Annotated in this window: 14 protein-coding genes; 3 read left to right on the top strand and 11 right to left on the bottom strand. The window is 56.1% G+C overall.

Annotated elements, in window-relative coordinates:
• Positions 1-61: 61 nt before the first annotated feature.
• The 9 genes from recC to rppH all read right to left on the bottom strand — a co-directional run bounded on the left by recC (position 62) and on the right by rppH (position 10,013).
• The gene (gene recC, locus LLF79_RS15080; RefSeq protein WP_227879785.1) at positions 62-3,436 is read right to left on the bottom strand and encodes an exodeoxyribonuclease V subunit gamma; all 3,375 of its coding nucleotides are present in this window, start codon (positions 3,434-3,436) and stop codon (positions 62-64) included.
• A gap of 12 nt (positions 3,437-3,448) precedes the next feature.
• On the bottom strand, positions 3,449-3,772 hold the full coding sequence (locus LLF79_RS15075; protein ID WP_008499660.1) for a prepilin-type N-terminal cleavage/methylation domain-containing protein: 324 nt from the start codon (positions 3,770-3,772) through the stop codon (positions 3,449-3,451).
• Entirely contained in the window at positions 3,757-4,158 is a 402-nt protein-coding gene (locus LLF79_RS15070) for a DUF2509 family protein (RefSeq protein ID WP_227879783.1), read from the bottom strand. The genes LLF79_RS15075 and LLF79_RS15070 overlap by 16 nt, the downstream gene beginning before the upstream one ends.
• Positions 4,155-4,715 (bottom strand): prepilin peptidase-dependent protein, encoded by a 561-nt coding sequence (locus LLF79_RS15065; RefSeq protein ID WP_021242012.1) that lies wholly within the window; start codon positions 4,713-4,715, stop codon positions 4,155-4,157. The genes LLF79_RS15070 and LLF79_RS15065 overlap by 4 nt, the downstream gene beginning before the upstream one ends.
• Positions 4,706-5,170, bottom strand: coding sequence for a prepilin peptidase-dependent protein (locus LLF79_RS15060; RefSeq protein ID WP_227879846.1), 465 nt, complete (start codon positions 5,168-5,170; stop codon positions 4,706-4,708). Before LLF79_RS15060 ends, LLF79_RS15065 begins: the two co-directional genes overlap by 10 nt.
• Before the next feature lie 184 nt (positions 5,171-5,354).
• Entirely contained in the window at positions 5,355-6,149 is a 795-nt protein-coding gene (gene thyA, locus LLF79_RS15055) for a thymidylate synthase (RefSeq protein ID WP_008499663.1), read from the bottom strand.
• A gap of 6 nt (positions 6,150-6,155) precedes the next feature.
• Positions 6,156-7,031 (bottom strand): prolipoprotein diacylglyceryl transferase, encoded by an 876-nt coding sequence (gene lgt, locus LLF79_RS15050; RefSeq protein WP_227879782.1) that lies wholly within the window; start codon positions 7,029-7,031, stop codon positions 6,156-6,158.
• A 192-nt stretch (positions 7,032-7,223) separates the two neighbouring features.
• The gene (gene ptsP, locus LLF79_RS15045; RefSeq protein WP_008499665.1) at positions 7,224-9,470 is read right to left on the bottom strand and encodes a phosphoenolpyruvate--protein phosphotransferase; all 2,247 of its coding nucleotides are present in this window, start codon (positions 9,468-9,470) and stop codon (positions 7,224-7,226) included.
• Positions 9,471-9,482: 12 nt separating this feature from the next.
• Complete coding sequence (gene rppH, locus LLF79_RS15040) at positions 9,483-10,013, bottom strand: RNA pyrophosphohydrolase (RefSeq protein ID WP_227879781.1); 531 nt, start codon at positions 10,011-10,013, stop codon at positions 9,483-9,485.
• A 683-nt stretch (positions 10,014-10,696) separates the two neighbouring features.
• Between rppH and mutH the strand changes: the two genes are divergently transcribed.
• From mutH to LLF79_RS15025, 3 genes are all read left to right on the top strand, one after another.
• A complete protein-coding gene (gene mutH / locus LLF79_RS15035) occupies positions 10,697-11,389 on the top strand; it encodes a DNA mismatch repair endonuclease MutH (protein ID WP_021242015.1) in 693 nt (230 codons plus the stop codon).
• Positions 11,390-11,517: 128 nt separating this feature from the next.
• The gene (locus LLF79_RS15030) at positions 11,518-11,736 is read left to right on the top strand and encodes a YgdI/YgdR family lipoprotein (protein ID WP_008499668.1); all 219 of its coding nucleotides are present in this window, start codon (positions 11,518-11,520) and stop codon (positions 11,734-11,736) included.
• 131 nt (positions 11,737-11,867) lie between these two features.
• Entirely contained in the window at positions 11,868-12,908 is a 1,041-nt protein-coding gene (locus tag LLF79_RS15025; RefSeq protein ID WP_021242016.1) for an NADP(H)-dependent aldo-keto reductase, read from the top strand.
• Between the two features lie 92 nt (positions 12,909-13,000).
• On the opposite strand, the gene lplT is transcribed toward LLF79_RS15025, so the two are convergent.
• Entirely contained in the window at positions 13,001-14,194 is a 1,194-nt protein-coding gene (gene lplT, locus LLF79_RS15020; RefSeq protein WP_227879780.1) for a lysophospholipid transporter LplT, read from the bottom strand.
• Positions 14,187-16,346 carry a bifunctional acyl-ACP--phospholipid O-acyltransferase/long-chain-fatty-acid--ACP ligase gene (gene aas / locus LLF79_RS15015; RefSeq protein ID WP_008499671.1) on the bottom strand — a complete coding sequence of 720 codons (2,160 nt, stop codon included), beginning with the start codon at positions 16,344-16,346 and terminating at the stop codon, positions 14,187-14,189. The genes lplT and aas overlap by 8 nt, the downstream gene beginning before the upstream one ends.
• Positions 16,347-16,682 lie beyond the last annotated feature (336 nt).

Below are 16,682 nucleotides of genomic sequence, written 5' to 3'. Positions count from 1 at the left end.
GTCCGTGATAAGAAGTGCATCATAAATGAACACCTTTATCTGCGCAATTTTTATACAGCACTCAGGACTGATTAAATCTAAACAACGGCAACAGGTAGCGCTGCGCCTCTTCCGTGATCGCCTCAAAGTACTCTGGCTCGAGCGCTCGCCACAAACGCTGATACCAGACATCCTCACCTTCACCCCGCACCATCATGTTTCCTTCATAGGCCTGCATAAACTTACTGCGCGCTTTCTGGAGCGAAGCCTCATCCGTTAACATCGCATCATTCTGCGCGTCATAACAGGCTTTTATCCAGGCGCCGCCACTTTCCGGTAGTAACAGGAGCGGTTTGTTCATTCCCTGACGGTAGCCTTCAATGTACAAAGAGAGATACCCTAACGCCTGCTCGGCTTCCATCGGCGGGAAGCGCCATTCGCCCTCTTTGCGCACGAAAATGCGGCTTTCGCCTTTCTGCCCACCCGCACTGTAGACAAGATGTTCCAGCCAGAGTTGCAATCCTTGCGAAACGCTTAGCATTGAGGGCCGCCAGCGCAGCAGCCCATCCGGCTGTACCTGGGTTAACCAGCCCGTGAGCTGTACCCCGTTGCAGTTGAGATCAATTTCAATACTTTTCCCCGGCTGTCGGCACGCTCTTACGCGCTCTGCCAGAGCGGTCATCTCCTGGCACTGCGCCTCCCAGACGATCTCCCCAAACGCTCCGTAGGGCAGCTGACCCGCAGCACGGTAGCGACGGTAAAGTTTGTCCGCATCTTCCTCTTCAACCAGCGCATTCAGCAGCTGCAGGTTTAACTGGTAGCGCTCCAGACCTTCCAGCGTAAACGGTTCTGCATCAGGAATTTCACTCTCTTCAGAGCGGAAGTTGACCTGCAGTCGCTGCTGGAAGAAGGCGCGCACCGGATGTGCCCAAAACCGCTGAAGCTGCTCGAAGGTCAGGGTGTCGATGGGGCGCGGGTCAAGTTCCTGAATGAAATCAGTATGCGCATTCCCCTCTTTTTTCGCCGCCGGTAACCACTCATGGGCATAGCTCTGGCGCTCGCCGGCAATATAGTTCACCGGGTCAAACGGCATGCGGCTGTGGAAACAGGTGATATGGGCTTTCACCCTCTGCTCGCTTTCATCACAGTTGCGCTCTTCATCTCCCGGCAGGTAGTGGCTCTGGCCGATATAGTCCACCAGCTCCTGCACCAGTACGGAGGGGAAACGCTCGCTGTTGTCCTGAATAGAACGGCCGATATAGCTGATATAGAGCTTGCTCTGAGCAGAAATGAGCGCTTCAAGGAAGAGGTAGCGGTCATCATCGCGGCGGCTACGATCGCCCCGTTTTGGGTTTGCGCTCATTAAGTCGAACCCCAGCGGCGGCAGCGCGCGCGGATACACACCGTCGTTCATGCCAAGCAGGCAGACCACCCTGAACGGGATAGAACGCATGGGCATCAGGGTGCAGATATTGACAGGCCCCGCCAGGAAACGCTGGCTGATTCGCTCCTGGTCAAGCCGCTGCGTCAGCTCATCACGCAACAGCGACAACGGGATGGCCTCGTGGTAGTGGGAATTCACGCCTTCGTCGATGATAGCCTGCCACTGGGTTTCAATGAGCGCCATCGCCGCTTCGGTGTCATTGTCCGGCAGGAAGAAATCATTGAGTAACGCCCTGCAGACCGGGAGCCATTCTTCAAGTGGACGCGGCTGCAACAGCGCATATCGCCAGCGGTTAAGCTGCATTAATAGCGATGCTAAATGCCCCACCAGTTCAGCAATTAACCCGCTGGACTCATCGTAAGGCAGCACCTCATTCCACTCACCCTGGCTGCTTTCCATGGCATAGCCCAACAGCATACGCGTCAGGCCAAATCGCCAGGTGTGCTGTCCGGTTGCGGGAAGCTCGAACTCCTGAACGTTATCGTCATCGATCCCCCAGCGCACGCCAGACTCATTCACCCACTGACGAAGGTAGCGCAGACCCTCTTCATTAATGTTGAAGCGTGCGGCCAGCACGGGAACATCCAGCAACGCCAGGACATCTTCGGAGATAAACCGGCTATCCGGCAGTGACAGCAGAGTGATAAACGCCTGCAATACCGGATGCGACTGGCGGGCACGACGGTCAGAAATCGCGTAAGGCAGGTACCGTTCCCCCGTCGCGCTGCCAAAGACGGCCTGAATAAAGGGACTGTAGGTGTCGATATCCGCCACCATCACCACGATATCACGTGGCGTCAGATCGGGATCCTCCTGCAGCATCGCCAGCAGCTGGTCGTGAAGCACTTCGACCTCACGCTGCGGGCTGTGGCAAACGTGGATCGTGACGCTGCGATCGTCAGGATCCAGTTTTCGCTTATTGTCGCTGCGTTCGAACTCGTTCGCCGTCACGCCCATGACGGCGCGGTTTTCCAGATCCAGAATATCTAACTGAATATTATGCAGCAGGCAGTCCGGGGCGATCTCAACAAAGGCATCCACATCACCTTCACCTGAGGAAGTGATGTCTGAAAGCATGTGAATGTAGTCACGCCCCAGCTTCCCCCACGAGGCAAGCAGCGGATTGGGCAGGTTCTGGATACCATCTTCATCGAAAAGCTGCCCGGCCGTCGAGCCGTCTTTAAACAGCGGGATGGATCGTTCTTCAAAAAGGCGTTTTCGTTGGCGAGTTACCAGCCGTGCAAGCCAGCGTTCGTCGAGAATATCCCCCCAATACTGTCGGCAAGGGTTGGTAAACAAAATATGAATATCAATATGTTTACCCAGCGCATTCAGCGCCTTCAGATAGACAGGGGGTAATGCGGATATCCCGCAGATAAAAACGCGTGACGGCAGTCGGGCCGGGCGTTCCGACGCATTTTCAAGTATCGAGATAAACCGATCGTAGAGATTGGCACGGTGCCACTTAGGCTGCCCCAGTCTCTCGGTATGCTCCACAAGCGCTTTCCACAGCGGGGCCTGCCATATTTGCGCCTCCGGCAGGCCTTCAACCAACTCGCCCGCTTCCCAACGAATTAACCAGTCGGAGCGGTAAACAAGGTATTGGTCGTAGAGATCGGCAGTGCGCGACGCCAGCTGGAACAGCTTGCGCTTGTCGGTATCGTCATTGAGGTAGTGGCGCAGCATGGCAAATTCATCGTGCTGCAGCATTTCCGGCAGCAGCGCCATCAGCTTCCAGCTCATGGCCTGCTTGTTGAAGGCGCTCTGCTCCGGGATATCCGGCAACACGCGGACAAACATCTCCCAGATGAAGCTCGCAGGCAGCGGGAAATCAATATTCGCGGCAATACCAAATTTGCGGGAAAGCGACATTTGCAGCCACTGCGCCATACCGGTGCTCTGCACCAGCACCATTTCAGGCTCAAAAGGATCGTCAAGCCGCTCGCGCTCAACGATAAACTCCATCAGTGCTTCCAGCACATCCAGACGATTTGAGTGGTAGACCCTTAACATAGACGCTCCCGACTACTGGCTAACCGGGCAATGCAGACGCGTTAACTCACCGCGCCGACCCAGAGGAGAAATAAGTGTAACCGTGATGCTGACACATCCTGCGAGCGTTGTCTGCCCCCGACTGGCCTGCCAGCCTGCCGGGAGAACATTTGTTGAGAGCTGAGACTGGTTCCAGGCATGGTGCCAGAGCTGGCGATACTGATTAAACACGGTGAACCGCGCCGCCAGCGCCCGGTGATACCCCGACAGTGCCGTCACGACCACCACCAGCAGCATCATCGCCAGCAGGACCTCAACCATGCTAAAGCCTTTTTCTCTGCTCACGGCAGCTGACATAACGCACTCTCCTTAAGGGGGCAAAAATCGCTCCAGCCGTGAGGCGAAAAGCGCACTATCCCGTCGACGATCTCTCCCCTGCGCCAGAGCAGCAGGTCGTTGCCGCCGGCTATCAGTAGTACCCGCGCCTCGCTCAGTTGACGCAAACACACCCGCCATGCCGATGTCGTTTTGCACTGGACTGGTGGCGCTGACGCCCAGCGCTGAACGCGCCCCCACTCAAGCGCGGATTGCACCGTCGCCTGCTGCTGAAGCGAGCGGCTCTCACCGCCGACGAGCGCACTGAACGTTGTGACCTGCTGATTGAGCCCCGTCAGGATGAAAGTACCGAGCACCAGTAAAAGCAGAACCAACGCCAGCGAAGATATGCCGCGTTGACGATTCACAGGTTGTACCCCGTGACCGTATACAACGCCTGCCAGGGTTCCCCTTTTTCATCTTTACGCCTCGCGGCCAGTTCGATATTCAGCTCTGGCGCAAAACCGGCATGTTCGACTCTCCTCACCACAAAGTGTGCTATCGCAAGCCTGTCCGGGTCCGTGAGCTTTTCCCACCCTTTTCCTTCACACGACGTCGCGCCACGCAGGGTTTCCAGCGCCCCCGATTCCAGACGAAAACCGGTGCTGTCATTTTCTGACGCGCTGCTATCCCAGTAGCCGTTACTGTTGGCATCCCACCGCGCAATGATGCAGCGCCCCTGCCTGCCGATCGTCAGCGCCTGTCCCTGGCAATTTCCCGCGCAGTACCCCGCACGCTGAAGCTGTTTGCCGAGGGCGAACAGGCGTTGCCAGACCTCTTCTTCCAGCTCTCGCTGGGCAGATTGCAGTAATACCGCCCGCTGTAATCCGGGTAAAAAGCGCGATGCGCTTATCAATAACAGGCTGCTGATGGCCGTAGCAATCAGCACTTCGGTAAGCGAAAAGCCGCCCTGTCTCATCGACATTGTCCTCCCTCGGAGACCTTACACATCCTGATGCGCCCTCCGTCTGAAACGATAATCAGCCAGTCTCCGGCACGACTTTGAACGCGTATCCGCCCTGCCCATGCCGTATCCCGTAATCCATAGAACCCCAGCGACGGCGTGACCTCGCCGATCGCGACCTCAGGCCAGAGGGGAATCAGCACAAAGGAGCTGTCCTTCTCACAGCCCTGCACGGCAGAGCTCACCAGACAGTCCCTGTCGCCAACCCGCTGACGGGTAATTTGATGGTCGCGGTTATGGCGGTTGGCATGGTTGCGCAGAAACAGCAGGTAATCTCGCACCTGACTGGCGGTTTGCCACAGCCGCTGATGCCGTTGCCAGCTGTCCCAGCCGTACAGACCTGAAGCGCTGAGGATGACGACAAGCGAAACAGCGACCAGCGTTTCGATAAGCGTAAAACCGTTCTCTTTTTTCATACCGGGAGTGTGGCGAAGCGCCGTGAACATGACGAGCATCGGATTATCGTTTTACGAGGCGTCATCCGCAGAATTGGGAGGGTTGCAGCGCGTTGCACGCTTTCTGGATAGCGCTTCGGGAAACGGGAGAAAGGCGAAAAAAAACCGGCGCTAAACAGCACCGGTTGTGTCAGGCTTTACGGCATCAGATCGCGACAGGCGCTTTGATGCCCGGGTGCGGGTCGTAGCCCTCAATCTCGAAATCTTCAAAGCGGTAGTCGAAGATTGATGCCGGTTTGCGTTTGATGATCAGCTTCGGCAGCGCACGCGGTTCGCGGGTTAGCTGGAGATGCGTCTGTTCCATATGGTTGCTGTAGAGATGGGTATCCCCACCGGTCCAGACGAAATCACCCACTTCCAGGTCGCACTGCTGCGCCATCATATGAACTAACAGCGCATAGCTGGCAATATTAAACGGCAGGCCGAGGAACACGTCACAGGAGCGCTGGTAGAGCTGGCAGGAGAGCTTGCCGTCAGCGACATAGAACTGGAAGAACGCGTGGCACGGCGCCAGCGCCATTTTATCCAGTTCGCCAACGTTCCAGGCGGAAACGATGATGCGGCGCGAGTCCGGATCGTTTTTCAGCTGGTTCATCACGGTGGTGATCTGGTCAATATGGCGGCCATCAGGCGTTGGCCATGCGCGCCACTGCTTGCCGTAAACGGGGCCCAGGTTGCCGTTCTCGTCTGCCCATTCGTCCCAGATGGAGACGTTATTTTCGTGCAGATACGCAACGTTAGTATCGCCTTGCAGGAACCAGAGCAGTTCATGAATGATCGAGCGCAGGTGGCAGCGCTTTGTCGTCACCAGCGGGAAGCCTTCTTGCAGGTTGAAGCGCATCTGGTGGCCAAAAATGGAGAGCGTACCGGTGCCGGTGCGGTCGTTTTTCGGCGTGCCCTCATCGAGCACTTTTTTCATCAATTCAAGATACTGTTTCATGGTTCCTCAGGAAAGTTGTTGCTGTGGACGACGACGATACGCCCAAATCATCATAATGGCACCCGCGACGATCATCGGAATGGAGAGGATCTGCCCCATGCTGATGTACTGTACCCACTCGCCGGTAAACTGGGCGTCAGGCTGGCGGAAGAATTCGACGATGATGCGGAACGCGCCATAGCCAATCAGGAACAGCCCGGAAACAGCCCCCATCGGACGAGGCTTGCGGATAAACAGGTTGAGGATGATAAACAGCACCACGCCTTCCAGCGCCAGCTCGTACAGCTGAGACATATGGCGCGGCAGCACGCCGTAGGTATCGAAAATGGACTGCCACTCAGGATGCGACGGCAGCAGCGCCAAGTCTTCCGCGCGCGAGCCCGGGAACAGCATGGTAAAGGAAACGCTCGGGTCGACACGCCCCCACAGCTCACCGTTGATAAAGTTGCCCAGACGGCCAGCGCCGAGACCAAACGGGATCAGCGGTGCGATGAAATCTGACACCTGGAAGAAGTTGCGTTTGGTGCGTTTGGCAAAAATCACCATCACCAGAATCACCCCAATCAGGCCGCCGTGGAAGGACATGCCGCCGTCCCAGACGCGGAACAGATAGAGGGGATCGTTCAGGAATACCGGGAAGTTATAGAACAGCACATACCCAATACGGCCACCGAGGAATACGCCGAGGAAGCCCGCATAGAGCAGGTTTTCAACTTCGTTTTTAGTCCAGCCGCTGCCAGGACGGCTGGCGCGACGGCCCGCGAGCCACATGGCAAAAATGAAGCCCACCAGGTACATCAGACCGTACCAGTGAAGCGAAACAGGTCCTACTGAGAAAATGACCGGATCAAATTCCGGAAAATGCAGATAACCACTGTTCATCTGTCACCACAAGATGTTGTTATTCCGCTGAAAGTGGACAGCGGTAGAAATGCGATTCTGCCGTAAGCAGAGGCTCCAAAGTTGCGAATCATAGCACAAGGCGGGCGCGGAGGATGCGCCCGAGATGTAAAAGATGTGTATAGGGTTTTATGCGCGCTGGTGCCCTCTCCCACAGGGAGAGGGAGAAAGGCTTTAGCGGCCGCCGCGGATCAGACCGCCCATACCGCGTCGTTCCATAAACGCCGCGACCTGGTGGCGGACCTCTGCTGCCAGCTGCGCCTCAAGGCTACGTTCAGCCAGCTCGCGGGCATCATTGATGTCAATATGCCGCAACAGATACTTCACGCGGGCAACAGCGCGACCGTTCATCGACAGATGGCGATATCCCAGACCAATCAGGATCGCAACGCACATGGAGTCCCCGGCCATTTCACCGCACAGGCGTAAATCAATGCCGTACTGCTCCGCTTCACGGGCAATCATCGCTAAGGCGCGAATGATCGCCGGATGCAGGCTGTCATAGATACTGGCGACGCGGGTGTTGTTACGGTCGACGGCCAGAATATATTGCGTCAGGTCGTTCGTGCCGACAGAGATAAAATCAACCCGGTTCGCCAGCTGCGGCAGCATAAAGACCATAGACGGCACTTCAAGCATGACGCCGATCCGCGGTTTCGGAATCGCATAACCGATCATCTCTTCCACTTCACGGCCTGCACGTTCGATCAACCGACGCGCTTCGTCGATCTCATCGATGCTGGTGACCATCGGCAGTAAAATGCTGAGATTGCCCGTCGCCGCGTTGGCGCGCAGCATCGCACGCACCTGGATCAGGAAGATCTCCGGCTGATCGAGCGTAATGCGGATCCCACGCCAGCCCAGGCACGGGTTTTCTTCGCTGATCGGCATATAGGGCAGCTGTTTATCCGCCCCGACGTCCAGGGTTCGCAGGGTGACAGGTTTGTCGTTAAACATTTGCAGCATGCCCTGATACTGCGCCACCTGCTCCTCTTCAGAGGGAAAGCCGCTTTGCAGCATGAAAGGGATTTCAGTGCGGTACAGGCCAATGCCGTCGATGCGGCTGCCCAGCTTCTCTTCATGTTCAGGGCTTAAACCGGCGTTGAGCATGACTTTGATCCGCTCACCGCTCTTAAGCTGGGCGGGCAGGTTAACGTCATCTTCCGCCAGCTTGCTTAATTCATTCTCTTCGCTGATAAGACGCTGGTATTCCTGGAGCAGAACCGGCTCAGGATCGACCAGCAGCTCACCGCGATAGCCGTCGACCACCAGCGTACGGCGATGAAGTACCGACGGCTGAATGTCCGCCCCCATAACGGTAGGGATACCCAGCGCGCGCACCATAATGGCGGCGTGCGAGTTGGCGGCACCATCGCGCACCACCACACCGGCCAGCCTGTCCTGCGGCAGTTCAGCCAGCGTCGTTGCTGAGAGTTCATCGGCGACCAGAACAAACCGTTTTGGCCAGGCGTTCGGCCCCTGAATGGTGTCATCAAGATGGAACAGCAGGCGCTGCCCCAGGGCGCGCAGATCGCCTGCGCGCTCTTTCAGGTAACCGTCGGTCAGTGCCGCAAATTGATCGGCAAATTTTTCGATGACCTTCTTAACCGCCCACTCCGCGACCGAGCCTTTATCCACTTCCGCAAAAAGCTCACGGCGCAGGCGCGCATCGGAAAGCAGGTGCGAATAGAGGTCAAAGATGGCCGCCGTCTCTTTTTGCGCGCCTGCGGCAAAGCGCTTGCTGTAGCGACGAAATTCATTCGCGGCCTCTTCCAGCGCGGCGGTAAGACGCTCGCGCTCCAGCGCTTCATCAAGCGTTGAGGCTTCGTAAACCTGCTCCATGAGCGGCAGCGTGGCATCCATCCAGCCTTCAGCAATCGCCACGCCTGGCGAGGCCGGAAGGGCACGAATGCGCGTATGGCGATACTGGCCAAAGAGCGCGGCAAGCTGAGACTGGGAGAGGATCGCCGCCATCTGCGTGGCCAGCGTGACGAGGAATGACTCCTCGCTTTCGTCGTACTGACGTAGCTCACGCTGCTGGACAACCAGCACGCCGAGCAGCTGGCGACGCTGGATAATCGGCACGCCAAGGAAAGCGCGGAAGCGCTCTTCTTTTACGGAAGGAATGTATTTAAAGCTGGGGTGTTTTTGCGCGTCAGCAAGGTTAATGGGTTCAGCCAGTCGCCCAACCAGACCCACGATACCCTCATCAAATGCGAGCGTTACGGTGCGTCCACGCGGTTTTTTCAAACCACGGGTCGCCATCAGGTAATAGCAGCGCCGATCGTGGTCGGCCAGATACACCGAACAGACCTCGGTCTCCATCGCAAGACAGATGTCGGTGACCAGAATATTCAGCGCCTCGTTCAGACGCGGCGCGCTGGCCACCTTCTCGACTATTTCTCGCAAGCGGGTGAGCATGATTTGCGTAGCTTAACCTCTTTTACGTCGCCAGGCAGGTGCGCTCTGCGGCTTAGGCGGGATCTCCTGAAGCTGCATCACCACACTTGCAAACTCTTTCATCACCCTACGGTAAACATCGCGCTTAAATGACACGACCTGACGAACAGGATACCAATAGCTCACCCAGCGCCAGCCATCGAACTCCGGCGTACTGCTGGTTTGCATATTGATGTCTGAATCGTTGCCCACCAACTGCAACAGAAACCACTTCTGTTTCTGGCCGATACAAACCGGCTTTGTGTCCCAACGCACCAAACGTTTCGGTAACTTGTAACGCAACCAGTTGCGGGTCGAAGCCAGGATGCGAACATCTTTTCGGTTCAAACCGACCTCTTCAAAAAGCTCCCGGTACATCGCTTGTTCTGGGGACTCTCCAGGATTGATCCCGCCTTGCGGGAACTGCCAGGAGTGCTGACCATATCGACGGGCCCACATCACCTGGCCCTGACGATTACAAATTACTATTCCTACGTTTGGGCGGTAGCCATCGTCATCAATCACCGGACTACCCCAAACTAAACCTTATATATGAATGATTGTTTCACACTACAGGGAGGCGGTAAACCACTCTCTTACAGGCCTGCAACCTAATAACAATTGAATAACTCACAAATATGTGCGGAGTTATAAACAGATGTGAGACAGCAAAGGGAATTTTATTCACCTTTTCTGTGGATATAGTTGTGAAGAAGTGTCTGATTTCCGATGAACAACCTCAAGCGCCGCGAAAGACCCTTTTATACCCCATCGAATTAACATGATTATTTTCATATAGTTATGCGTATTTACATAAACAAAAAACTGATTAGCGTGACGATCGTCACATCAGGGATCGTCGCACTGATGAAAGATCGAACAGCGTCGGTTTTATCCACAGATTGTGCCAATAAGTTAGTCACAATTTGTTTGAAAATTCGATTTTCATCGCACGTCAAGGCTGTAAATGGAAACAGTAGTCAGGGTTATGCCCAGTTATCCCATTTTTCTGTGGATAACATAGTGTAAGATCCTGTTCATTGTCAGTGACCAGATTTGAACAACCGGTTTTCTCACCCAGGCGGAACGATTTCAGACCAATAAAAAACCCTATAAATCATAGAGATGTAATATTGGTACAGAAATAGTTAAACTCTATCCACAGGGGACAATTTCTTCGTTTATTTTTTAATCAAAAGGTTACCGTCATGCACCCGCTTACACCCTTGCTCTCACCGCCGTCCAGCGAGAGCCAGTTGCTACTGCAGGCACAGCGTCTGGCTGGCTTTTCGCTTGGCGAGCTGGCGGCAATGGCCGGGCTTCCGATCCCAAAGGATCTTAAGCGGGATAAAGGCTGGATCGGTATGCTGTTGGAGCTGTGGCTGGGTGCCAGCGCAGGGAGCAAACCCGAGCAGGATTTTGCAGCGCTTGGCGTGGAGCTAAAAACCATTCCTGTAGACCGCCAGGGCAAGCCGCTTGAGACCACCTTCGTCTGCGTTGCGCCATTAACCGGCAATACCGGTGTAACCTGGGAAACCAGCCACGTTCGCCACAAGCTGAAGCGCGTATTGTGGGTACCGGTTGAGGGTGAGCGTCAGATCCCCCTGGCTGACCGTCGCGTCGGCGCGCCGCTGCTCTGGAGCCCTGACGAGGATGAGGAGCATCAGCTGCGTCTGGACTGGGAGGAACTGATGGACATGATTGTGCTTGGGCAGGTAGAGCGTATCACCGCCCGACACGGAGAAGTATTACAGCTGCGTCCGAAAGCGGCCAACAGTAAAGCACTTACCGAGGCAATCGGCGCGCAGGGCGAGCCTATCCTGACGTTGCCGCGCGGTTTTTATCTCAAAAAGAATTTCACCGGTGCACTACTCGCACGTCATTTCCTGTTGAAAACATAGTTTTTTACTTATTTTGAGAGCTCTCGAACATAATCGACTGCTTTTTAAGATTTTACCGCTTCCTCAAGTCGCCATATCGGGTTAATACTAGATTATGATTTGATACAAGCCAGATGAGGACGATAACGATGAAAAAATGGGCAGTGTTAGTGTCAGCAGTCGGTTTAGCGTTTGCTGTATCGGGCTGTAGCAGCGATTACGTCATGGCGACAAAAGATGGTCGAATGATCCTGACCGACGGCAAACCCGAAGTCGACGATGATACCGGTCTGGTCAGCTACCGCGACCAGGAAGGCAATAAAATGCAGATCAATCGCGACGAAGTCTCGCAAATTATCGAGCGATAAACAGAGAGAGGTCAGTCGCTTGCTGGCCTTTTTGATTTTTTTCTTCCCCTTTTGCTTCCCCTCTGCCATGTTTATATTCCTTTGTCGGGCACGGCCTGACGCGGTCTATAAGTCTATTGAGGAAGCCGGCTATGCATTATCACCGTATCCCCCACAGCGCTCTGGAAATTAGCCAACTGGGGTTGGGCACGATGACATTTGGTGAACAAAACAGCGAAGCCGATGCCCATGCACAACTCGATTACGCCGTCAGCCAGGGCATTAACCTGATTGATGTCGCAGAGATGTACCCTGTTCCGCCACGTCCTGAGACGCAGGGACTTACCGAAACCTACGTCGGTAACTGGCTGGCAAAACGCGGCAACCGTGAAAAGCTGGTAATTGCCTCCAAAGTCAGTGGCCCCGCGCGCAACAACGATACCGGGATCCGCCCGAACCAGATCCTCGATCGCAAAAATATCCGCGCCGCGCTGGACGCCAGCCTCAAGCGCCTGCAAACCGACTATCTCGACCTCTACCAGGTGCACTGGCCGCAGCGGCCTACCAACTGCTTTGGTAAGCTCGGCTACAGCTGGAATGAGAGCGCCCCCACCGTGACGCTACTGGAAACGCTGGAAGCGCTGACCGAATGCCAGCGTGCGGGAAAAATCCGCTACATTGGTGTCTCTAACGAAACGGCCTTTGGGGTCATGCGCTATCTGCACCTGGCGGATAAGCACGATCTGCCGCGTATCGTGACTATCCAGAACCCTTACAGCCTGCTTAACCGCAGTTATGAAGTGGGTCTGGCCGAAGTGACGCAGTATGAAGAGGTGGAACTGCTCGCCTACTCCTGTCTCGGCTTCGGCACGCTGACGGGGAAATACCTGAACGGTGCGAAACCGGCCGGTGCGCGTAATACCCTCTTTAGCCGCTTTACCCGCTACAGCGGCGAGCAGACGCAGAAAGCCGTTGCCGCCTATGTGGATATCGCGAAGCGTCACGGTCTTGACCCTGCGCAGATGGCGCTGGCCTTCGTGCGTCGTCAGCCGTTTGTTGCCAGTACCCTGCTGGGTGCAACCACGATGGAACAGCTGAAAACCAATATTGAGAGTTTCCATCTGAACCTGAGTGAAGAGGTGCTAGCGGAGATTGAAGCGGTGCATCAGGTTTATACTTATCCTGCACCGTAGCCTGATACTTTTGCCCGGTGGCGCTACGCTTACCGGGCCTGCAGGTGCTCAAACCCAGGCCGGGTAAGGCGAAGCCGCCACCCGGCTATATATCAACGGCGACGTTGCCACATCCACAAGCCTGCAATCGCAATCGCAAACAGCCCGCCAAACCCGACGCCAATCCCCACCACCGGCACACCCACTTTTACCGCCAGCGAGTAGAGTCCCAGCATTAACAGCATCGCCAGGTTTTCACCTAGGTTTTGTACGGCGATGGCATTCCCCGCCCCGACGGTTTGCTTGCCCCGTTCCTGCAGCAACGCGTTCAGCGGCACCACGAAGAAGCCCCCCAGAATACCAATCAGGATCAGGAGGGCATAAGCAGGCAATAACGCATGCTGCAGCGAGAAGATCAGCACCACCACGCCAATCAGGATCCCTGCTGGCATGCAGCGTGCAACCGTCTCAAGCGTCACCAGCTTCGCTGCCGCACCTGCCCCCACAACAATGCCGATGGCCACCATCGCATTAAGATAGGTCGGCGTCGCGTTGTCCGTAATGCCCAGCGCCACCGGCACCCACAGGACCAGCAGGAAGCGCAGCGTAACGCCCGCGCCCCAGAACATACTGGTCCCCATCAGGGAGAAACGCGTTTCACCGTTACGCCACAGCACGCGGCAGGCATTAAAGAAGCTGCCGGTCATTGGTTTAACGCGCCAGGACTGGCCCGGGCGAGCCACCGGCAGCTTCGGAATAAACAGGTTCGCCACGACCGCCCCGCCATACACCACCGCACACGCGCCCAGTGCCGCCAGCACATGCCAGTCGGCCAGCACGCCGCCCGCGACGGATCCGAGCAGAATAGCGGCAATGGTTGACGATTCCATCAGGCCGTTGGCTTTCACCAGCTTATCCCCCGTGGTCAGCTCTCCGAGGATGCCGTACTTCGCCGGCGAGTAGGCGGCGGCCCCAATGCCCACCAGCGTATAGCCAATAAACGGATTGAAGCCAAAGCAAATGCTGGCCGCCCCCAGCAGCTTGAGGCCGTTGGCAAACATCATTACCCGGCCTTTCGGGAAGCTGTCCGCCACCTGTCCCACAAATGGAGCAAAAATAATGTAAGCGCCCACAAACACCATCTGCAGGATCGGCTGACTCCAGTCGGGGTAAAACTCGGCTTTCAGCAGCGCCAGCGTGGCAAACAGCAGCGCGTTATCACCGAACGCAGAGAGAAACTGCGCGGCGATGACGGCCATCATGCCTTTCGACCTGAGGGATGTGTTAGTGTGTACTGACTCACGCATTTTGCTGTTCCGCCTCTTCAACCATGCCTTTCAGGGTCACGAAATCGGGCTTCCCGCTGCCCAGCACCGGGAGCTGTTTCAGGTAGCGAATATCGCGCGGCACGGCCAGTTCAGGAATACCGTGTTCGCGTGCATAGCTCAGTAATCTGTCGCGCTTAAGCTCACTGTCGGTCGTAAACAGTACCAGCGCCTCACCTTTGCTGGCATCGCTCTTCACGACGGTAGCGTGCATCTTCTCGGCAGACACGGCCGTCGCCAGTTGCTCAACCATTTCCAGAGAGACCATTTCACCGGCAATTTTGGCGAAGCGTTTTGCGCGTCCCTGGATCTGTACAAAGCCTTGTTCATCAAAGCGGACGATATCGCCGGTGTCGTACCAGCCGGTTTCAACCTCGCCGTTGACGTTCTCCGCCGTCGGCGCTTCCAGCACGCCCGGATTTTCCACGCGCAGATACCCGTTCATCACGTTTGGCCCTTTCAGCTGCAGGCGGCCACCGTCCTCTATGCCCGGCACCGCCAGCAGACGCGCGTCCATCCCCGGCAGAATGCGGCCAACCGTACCTGGTTTCGCCGCCATCGGCACGTTAATCGAGACCACGGGCGCACACTCGGTCACGCCATAGCCTTCGAGGATGCGCAGGCCAAACTTGTCCTGCCAGATCTGCCGCGTGCTCTCCTGCAGTTTTTCCGCACCGGCCACCACGTACCGCACGCGATAGAAGTCATACGGATTGGCGAAACGCGCATAGTTCCCCAGGAAGGTAGAGGTCCCGAACAGCACGGTGCAGTTACGGTCATACACCAGCTCCGGCACGATGCGGTAATGCAGCGGGCTTGGGTAAAGGAACACTTCTGCACCGGTCAGGAGCGGCGTGAACAGCCCCACCGTCAGGCCAAAGGAGTGGAACAGCGGCAGCGCCGACATAAAGCGGTCGTTCGCGGTAAAGTCGGCAATGCTTTTGATCTGCTCAACGTTTGCCAGAATGCTCTTGTGGCTGTGGACGACGCCTTTCGGGTTGCCCTCCGATCCCGACGTGAAGAGGATAATCGCGTCATCTTCCGGCTGCTGTTTGACCTGGGCCAGACGTGGCATCAGCAGATGCGCAAAAATCCACAGCTTGTCGCCGGTGGTCACGTCCGCTTTCAGATCCTCCAGGAAGACCCAGCGCACCTGAGTGAGCTGCTCGGGAAGATGCCAGAGCTTGCCTTTGTCCAGGAACTGGCGGGAGGTGAATACGGTATTGATTTGCGCAGCGGTTATCGCGCTGGTCAGCCCCTTCACGCCCGCCGTGTAGTTCATCATCGCCGGAATACGGCCTCGGGAAACCGCACCGAAAATCACTGCCGCGCTGATGCCCGCGTTAGGCAGCATCAGGCCAATCTTTTCGCCCTTTTTGCTGTACTTCTCCAGAATACGCCCCACAAACAGGGTTTTGGTCAGCAGCTTGCGATAGGTATCCGGGGTAAAGTTAATGTCTTCGATGCAGTTTTTCTTCGCGCCATAGCGGTACTGCGCGGAAAGCAGGGATTCGTAGAGCGTTTCGCGCGGGCGCACGGCCATACGCGCTTCCATCATGATCTGATGCAGCATTTCCCCGGCGATTTTACGGCGATCGCGGGCACGCGGCGCGTCGGGCATCGGTAATGACGTTGGCGGCAGGATATGCAGCGTGATTTTGGGGAACAGACGCTGCTTCACCAGCCCCTTCAGACGGCTGAAATGGGTCAGCTCCGCGCCTTCAATACGCAGCGGCACCACGGTCGCTTTTGACTTCGCCGCAACAAACCCCGCGCCGTCGTAGATTTTCATCAGCGAACCGGTCACGGAGATCCGTCCTTCAGGGAAAATGACCACCGGACGCCCCTGCTCGACCAGACGTACCAGATGCTTAATCATCATCGGCTTTGTCGGGTCGAGCGGCACAAAATCAATCAGCGGCGAGAGCCAGCGCATATACCACTGCTGGCTGATGGAGGTATACACCGCAAACACCGGACGCACGGGCAAAAACAGCGCCAGCAGGATGCCGTCTATAAAGGAAACATGGTTTGGTGTGATCAAAACGCGTTCGCCGCTAAGCGCCCGGGTGTCGCCAGTGATGCGGATGCGAAAAAGAATACGGAAAAGCGTACGGAAGAACCCAAATAGCATCTCAACTCCCTTTGCCAGCCAGTGTGGAGGGTTATTAGTAAATGGTGGCAGATTACACGAGAAGTGATAAGGGAGCGACAGCAAAAGTGGAGGCGAAAAAAAACCTGCGCATCCGCGCAGGTTGGTGCAAGAGATGAGTACGAAACCGTACTAAGAATTCTCACCAATCAATACCTCTGGGATCTCAACTGTATCAACCTCTTTAACGCCCTTGCTATCGGACAATCGCAACAGCCTGAGGCAAAGTGTAACTAAAGGTTCAGATTCACATTTTTCAGACATGACTGGGCGTGTAACGATTACACCGCCAGGGGTGTGCTGCGTCACGTTTGTGGA

This window comes from Enterobacter cloacae complex sp. 2021EL-01169 (assembly GCF_020733125.1).
Lineage (GTDB): Bacteria > Pseudomonadota > Gammaproteobacteria > Enterobacterales > Enterobacteriaceae > Enterobacter > Enterobacter roggenkampii.
The sequence above is the reverse complement of the archived record's forward strand: the minus strand, read 5'-3'. Positions and strand labels throughout refer to the sequence as shown.

Coding starts and splice junctions, on each gene's coding strand:
- mutH (WP_021242015.1), top strand. CDS start 10,697: ATGCACCCGCTTACACCCTTGCTCTCACCGCCGTCCAGCGAGAGCCAG.
- LLF79_RS15075 (WP_008499660.1), bottom strand. CDS start 3,772: ATGTCAGCTGCCGTGAGCAGAGAAAAAGGCTTTAGCATGGTTGAGGTC.
- recC (WP_227879785.1), bottom strand. CDS start 3,436: ATGTTAAGGGTCTACCACTCAAATCGTCTGGATGTGCTGGAAGCACTG.
- LLF79_RS15025 (WP_021242016.1), top strand. CDS start 11,868: ATGCATTATCACCGTATCCCCCACAGCGCTCTGGAAATTAGCCAACTG.
- LLF79_RS15065 (WP_021242012.1), bottom strand. CDS start 4,715: ATGTCGATGAGACAGGGCGGCTTTTCGCTTACCGAAGTGCTGATTGCT.
- LLF79_RS15060 (WP_227879846.1), bottom strand. CDS start 5,170: ATGAAAAAAGAGAACGGTTTTACGCTTATCGAAACGCTGGTCGCTGTT.
- lplT (WP_227879780.1), bottom strand. CDS start 14,194: ATGCGTGAGTCAGTACACACTAACACATCCCTCAGGTCGAAAGGCATG.
- aas (WP_008499671.1), bottom strand. CDS start 16,346: ATGCTATTTGGGTTCTTCCGTACGCTTTTCCGTATTCTTTTTCGCATC.
- LLF79_RS15030 (WP_008499668.1), top strand. CDS start 11,518: ATGAAAAAATGGGCAGTGTTAGTGTCAGCAGTCGGTTTAGCGTTTGCT.
- ptsP (WP_008499665.1), bottom strand. CDS start 9,470: ATGCTCACCCGCTTGCGAGAAATAGTCGAGAAGGTGGCCAGCGCGCCG.
- thyA (WP_008499663.1), bottom strand. CDS start 6,149: ATGAAACAGTATCTTGAATTGATGAAAAAAGTGCTCGATGAGGGCACG.
- lgt (WP_227879782.1), bottom strand. CDS start 7,031: ATGAACAGTGGTTATCTGCATTTTCCGGAATTTGATCCGGTCATTTTC.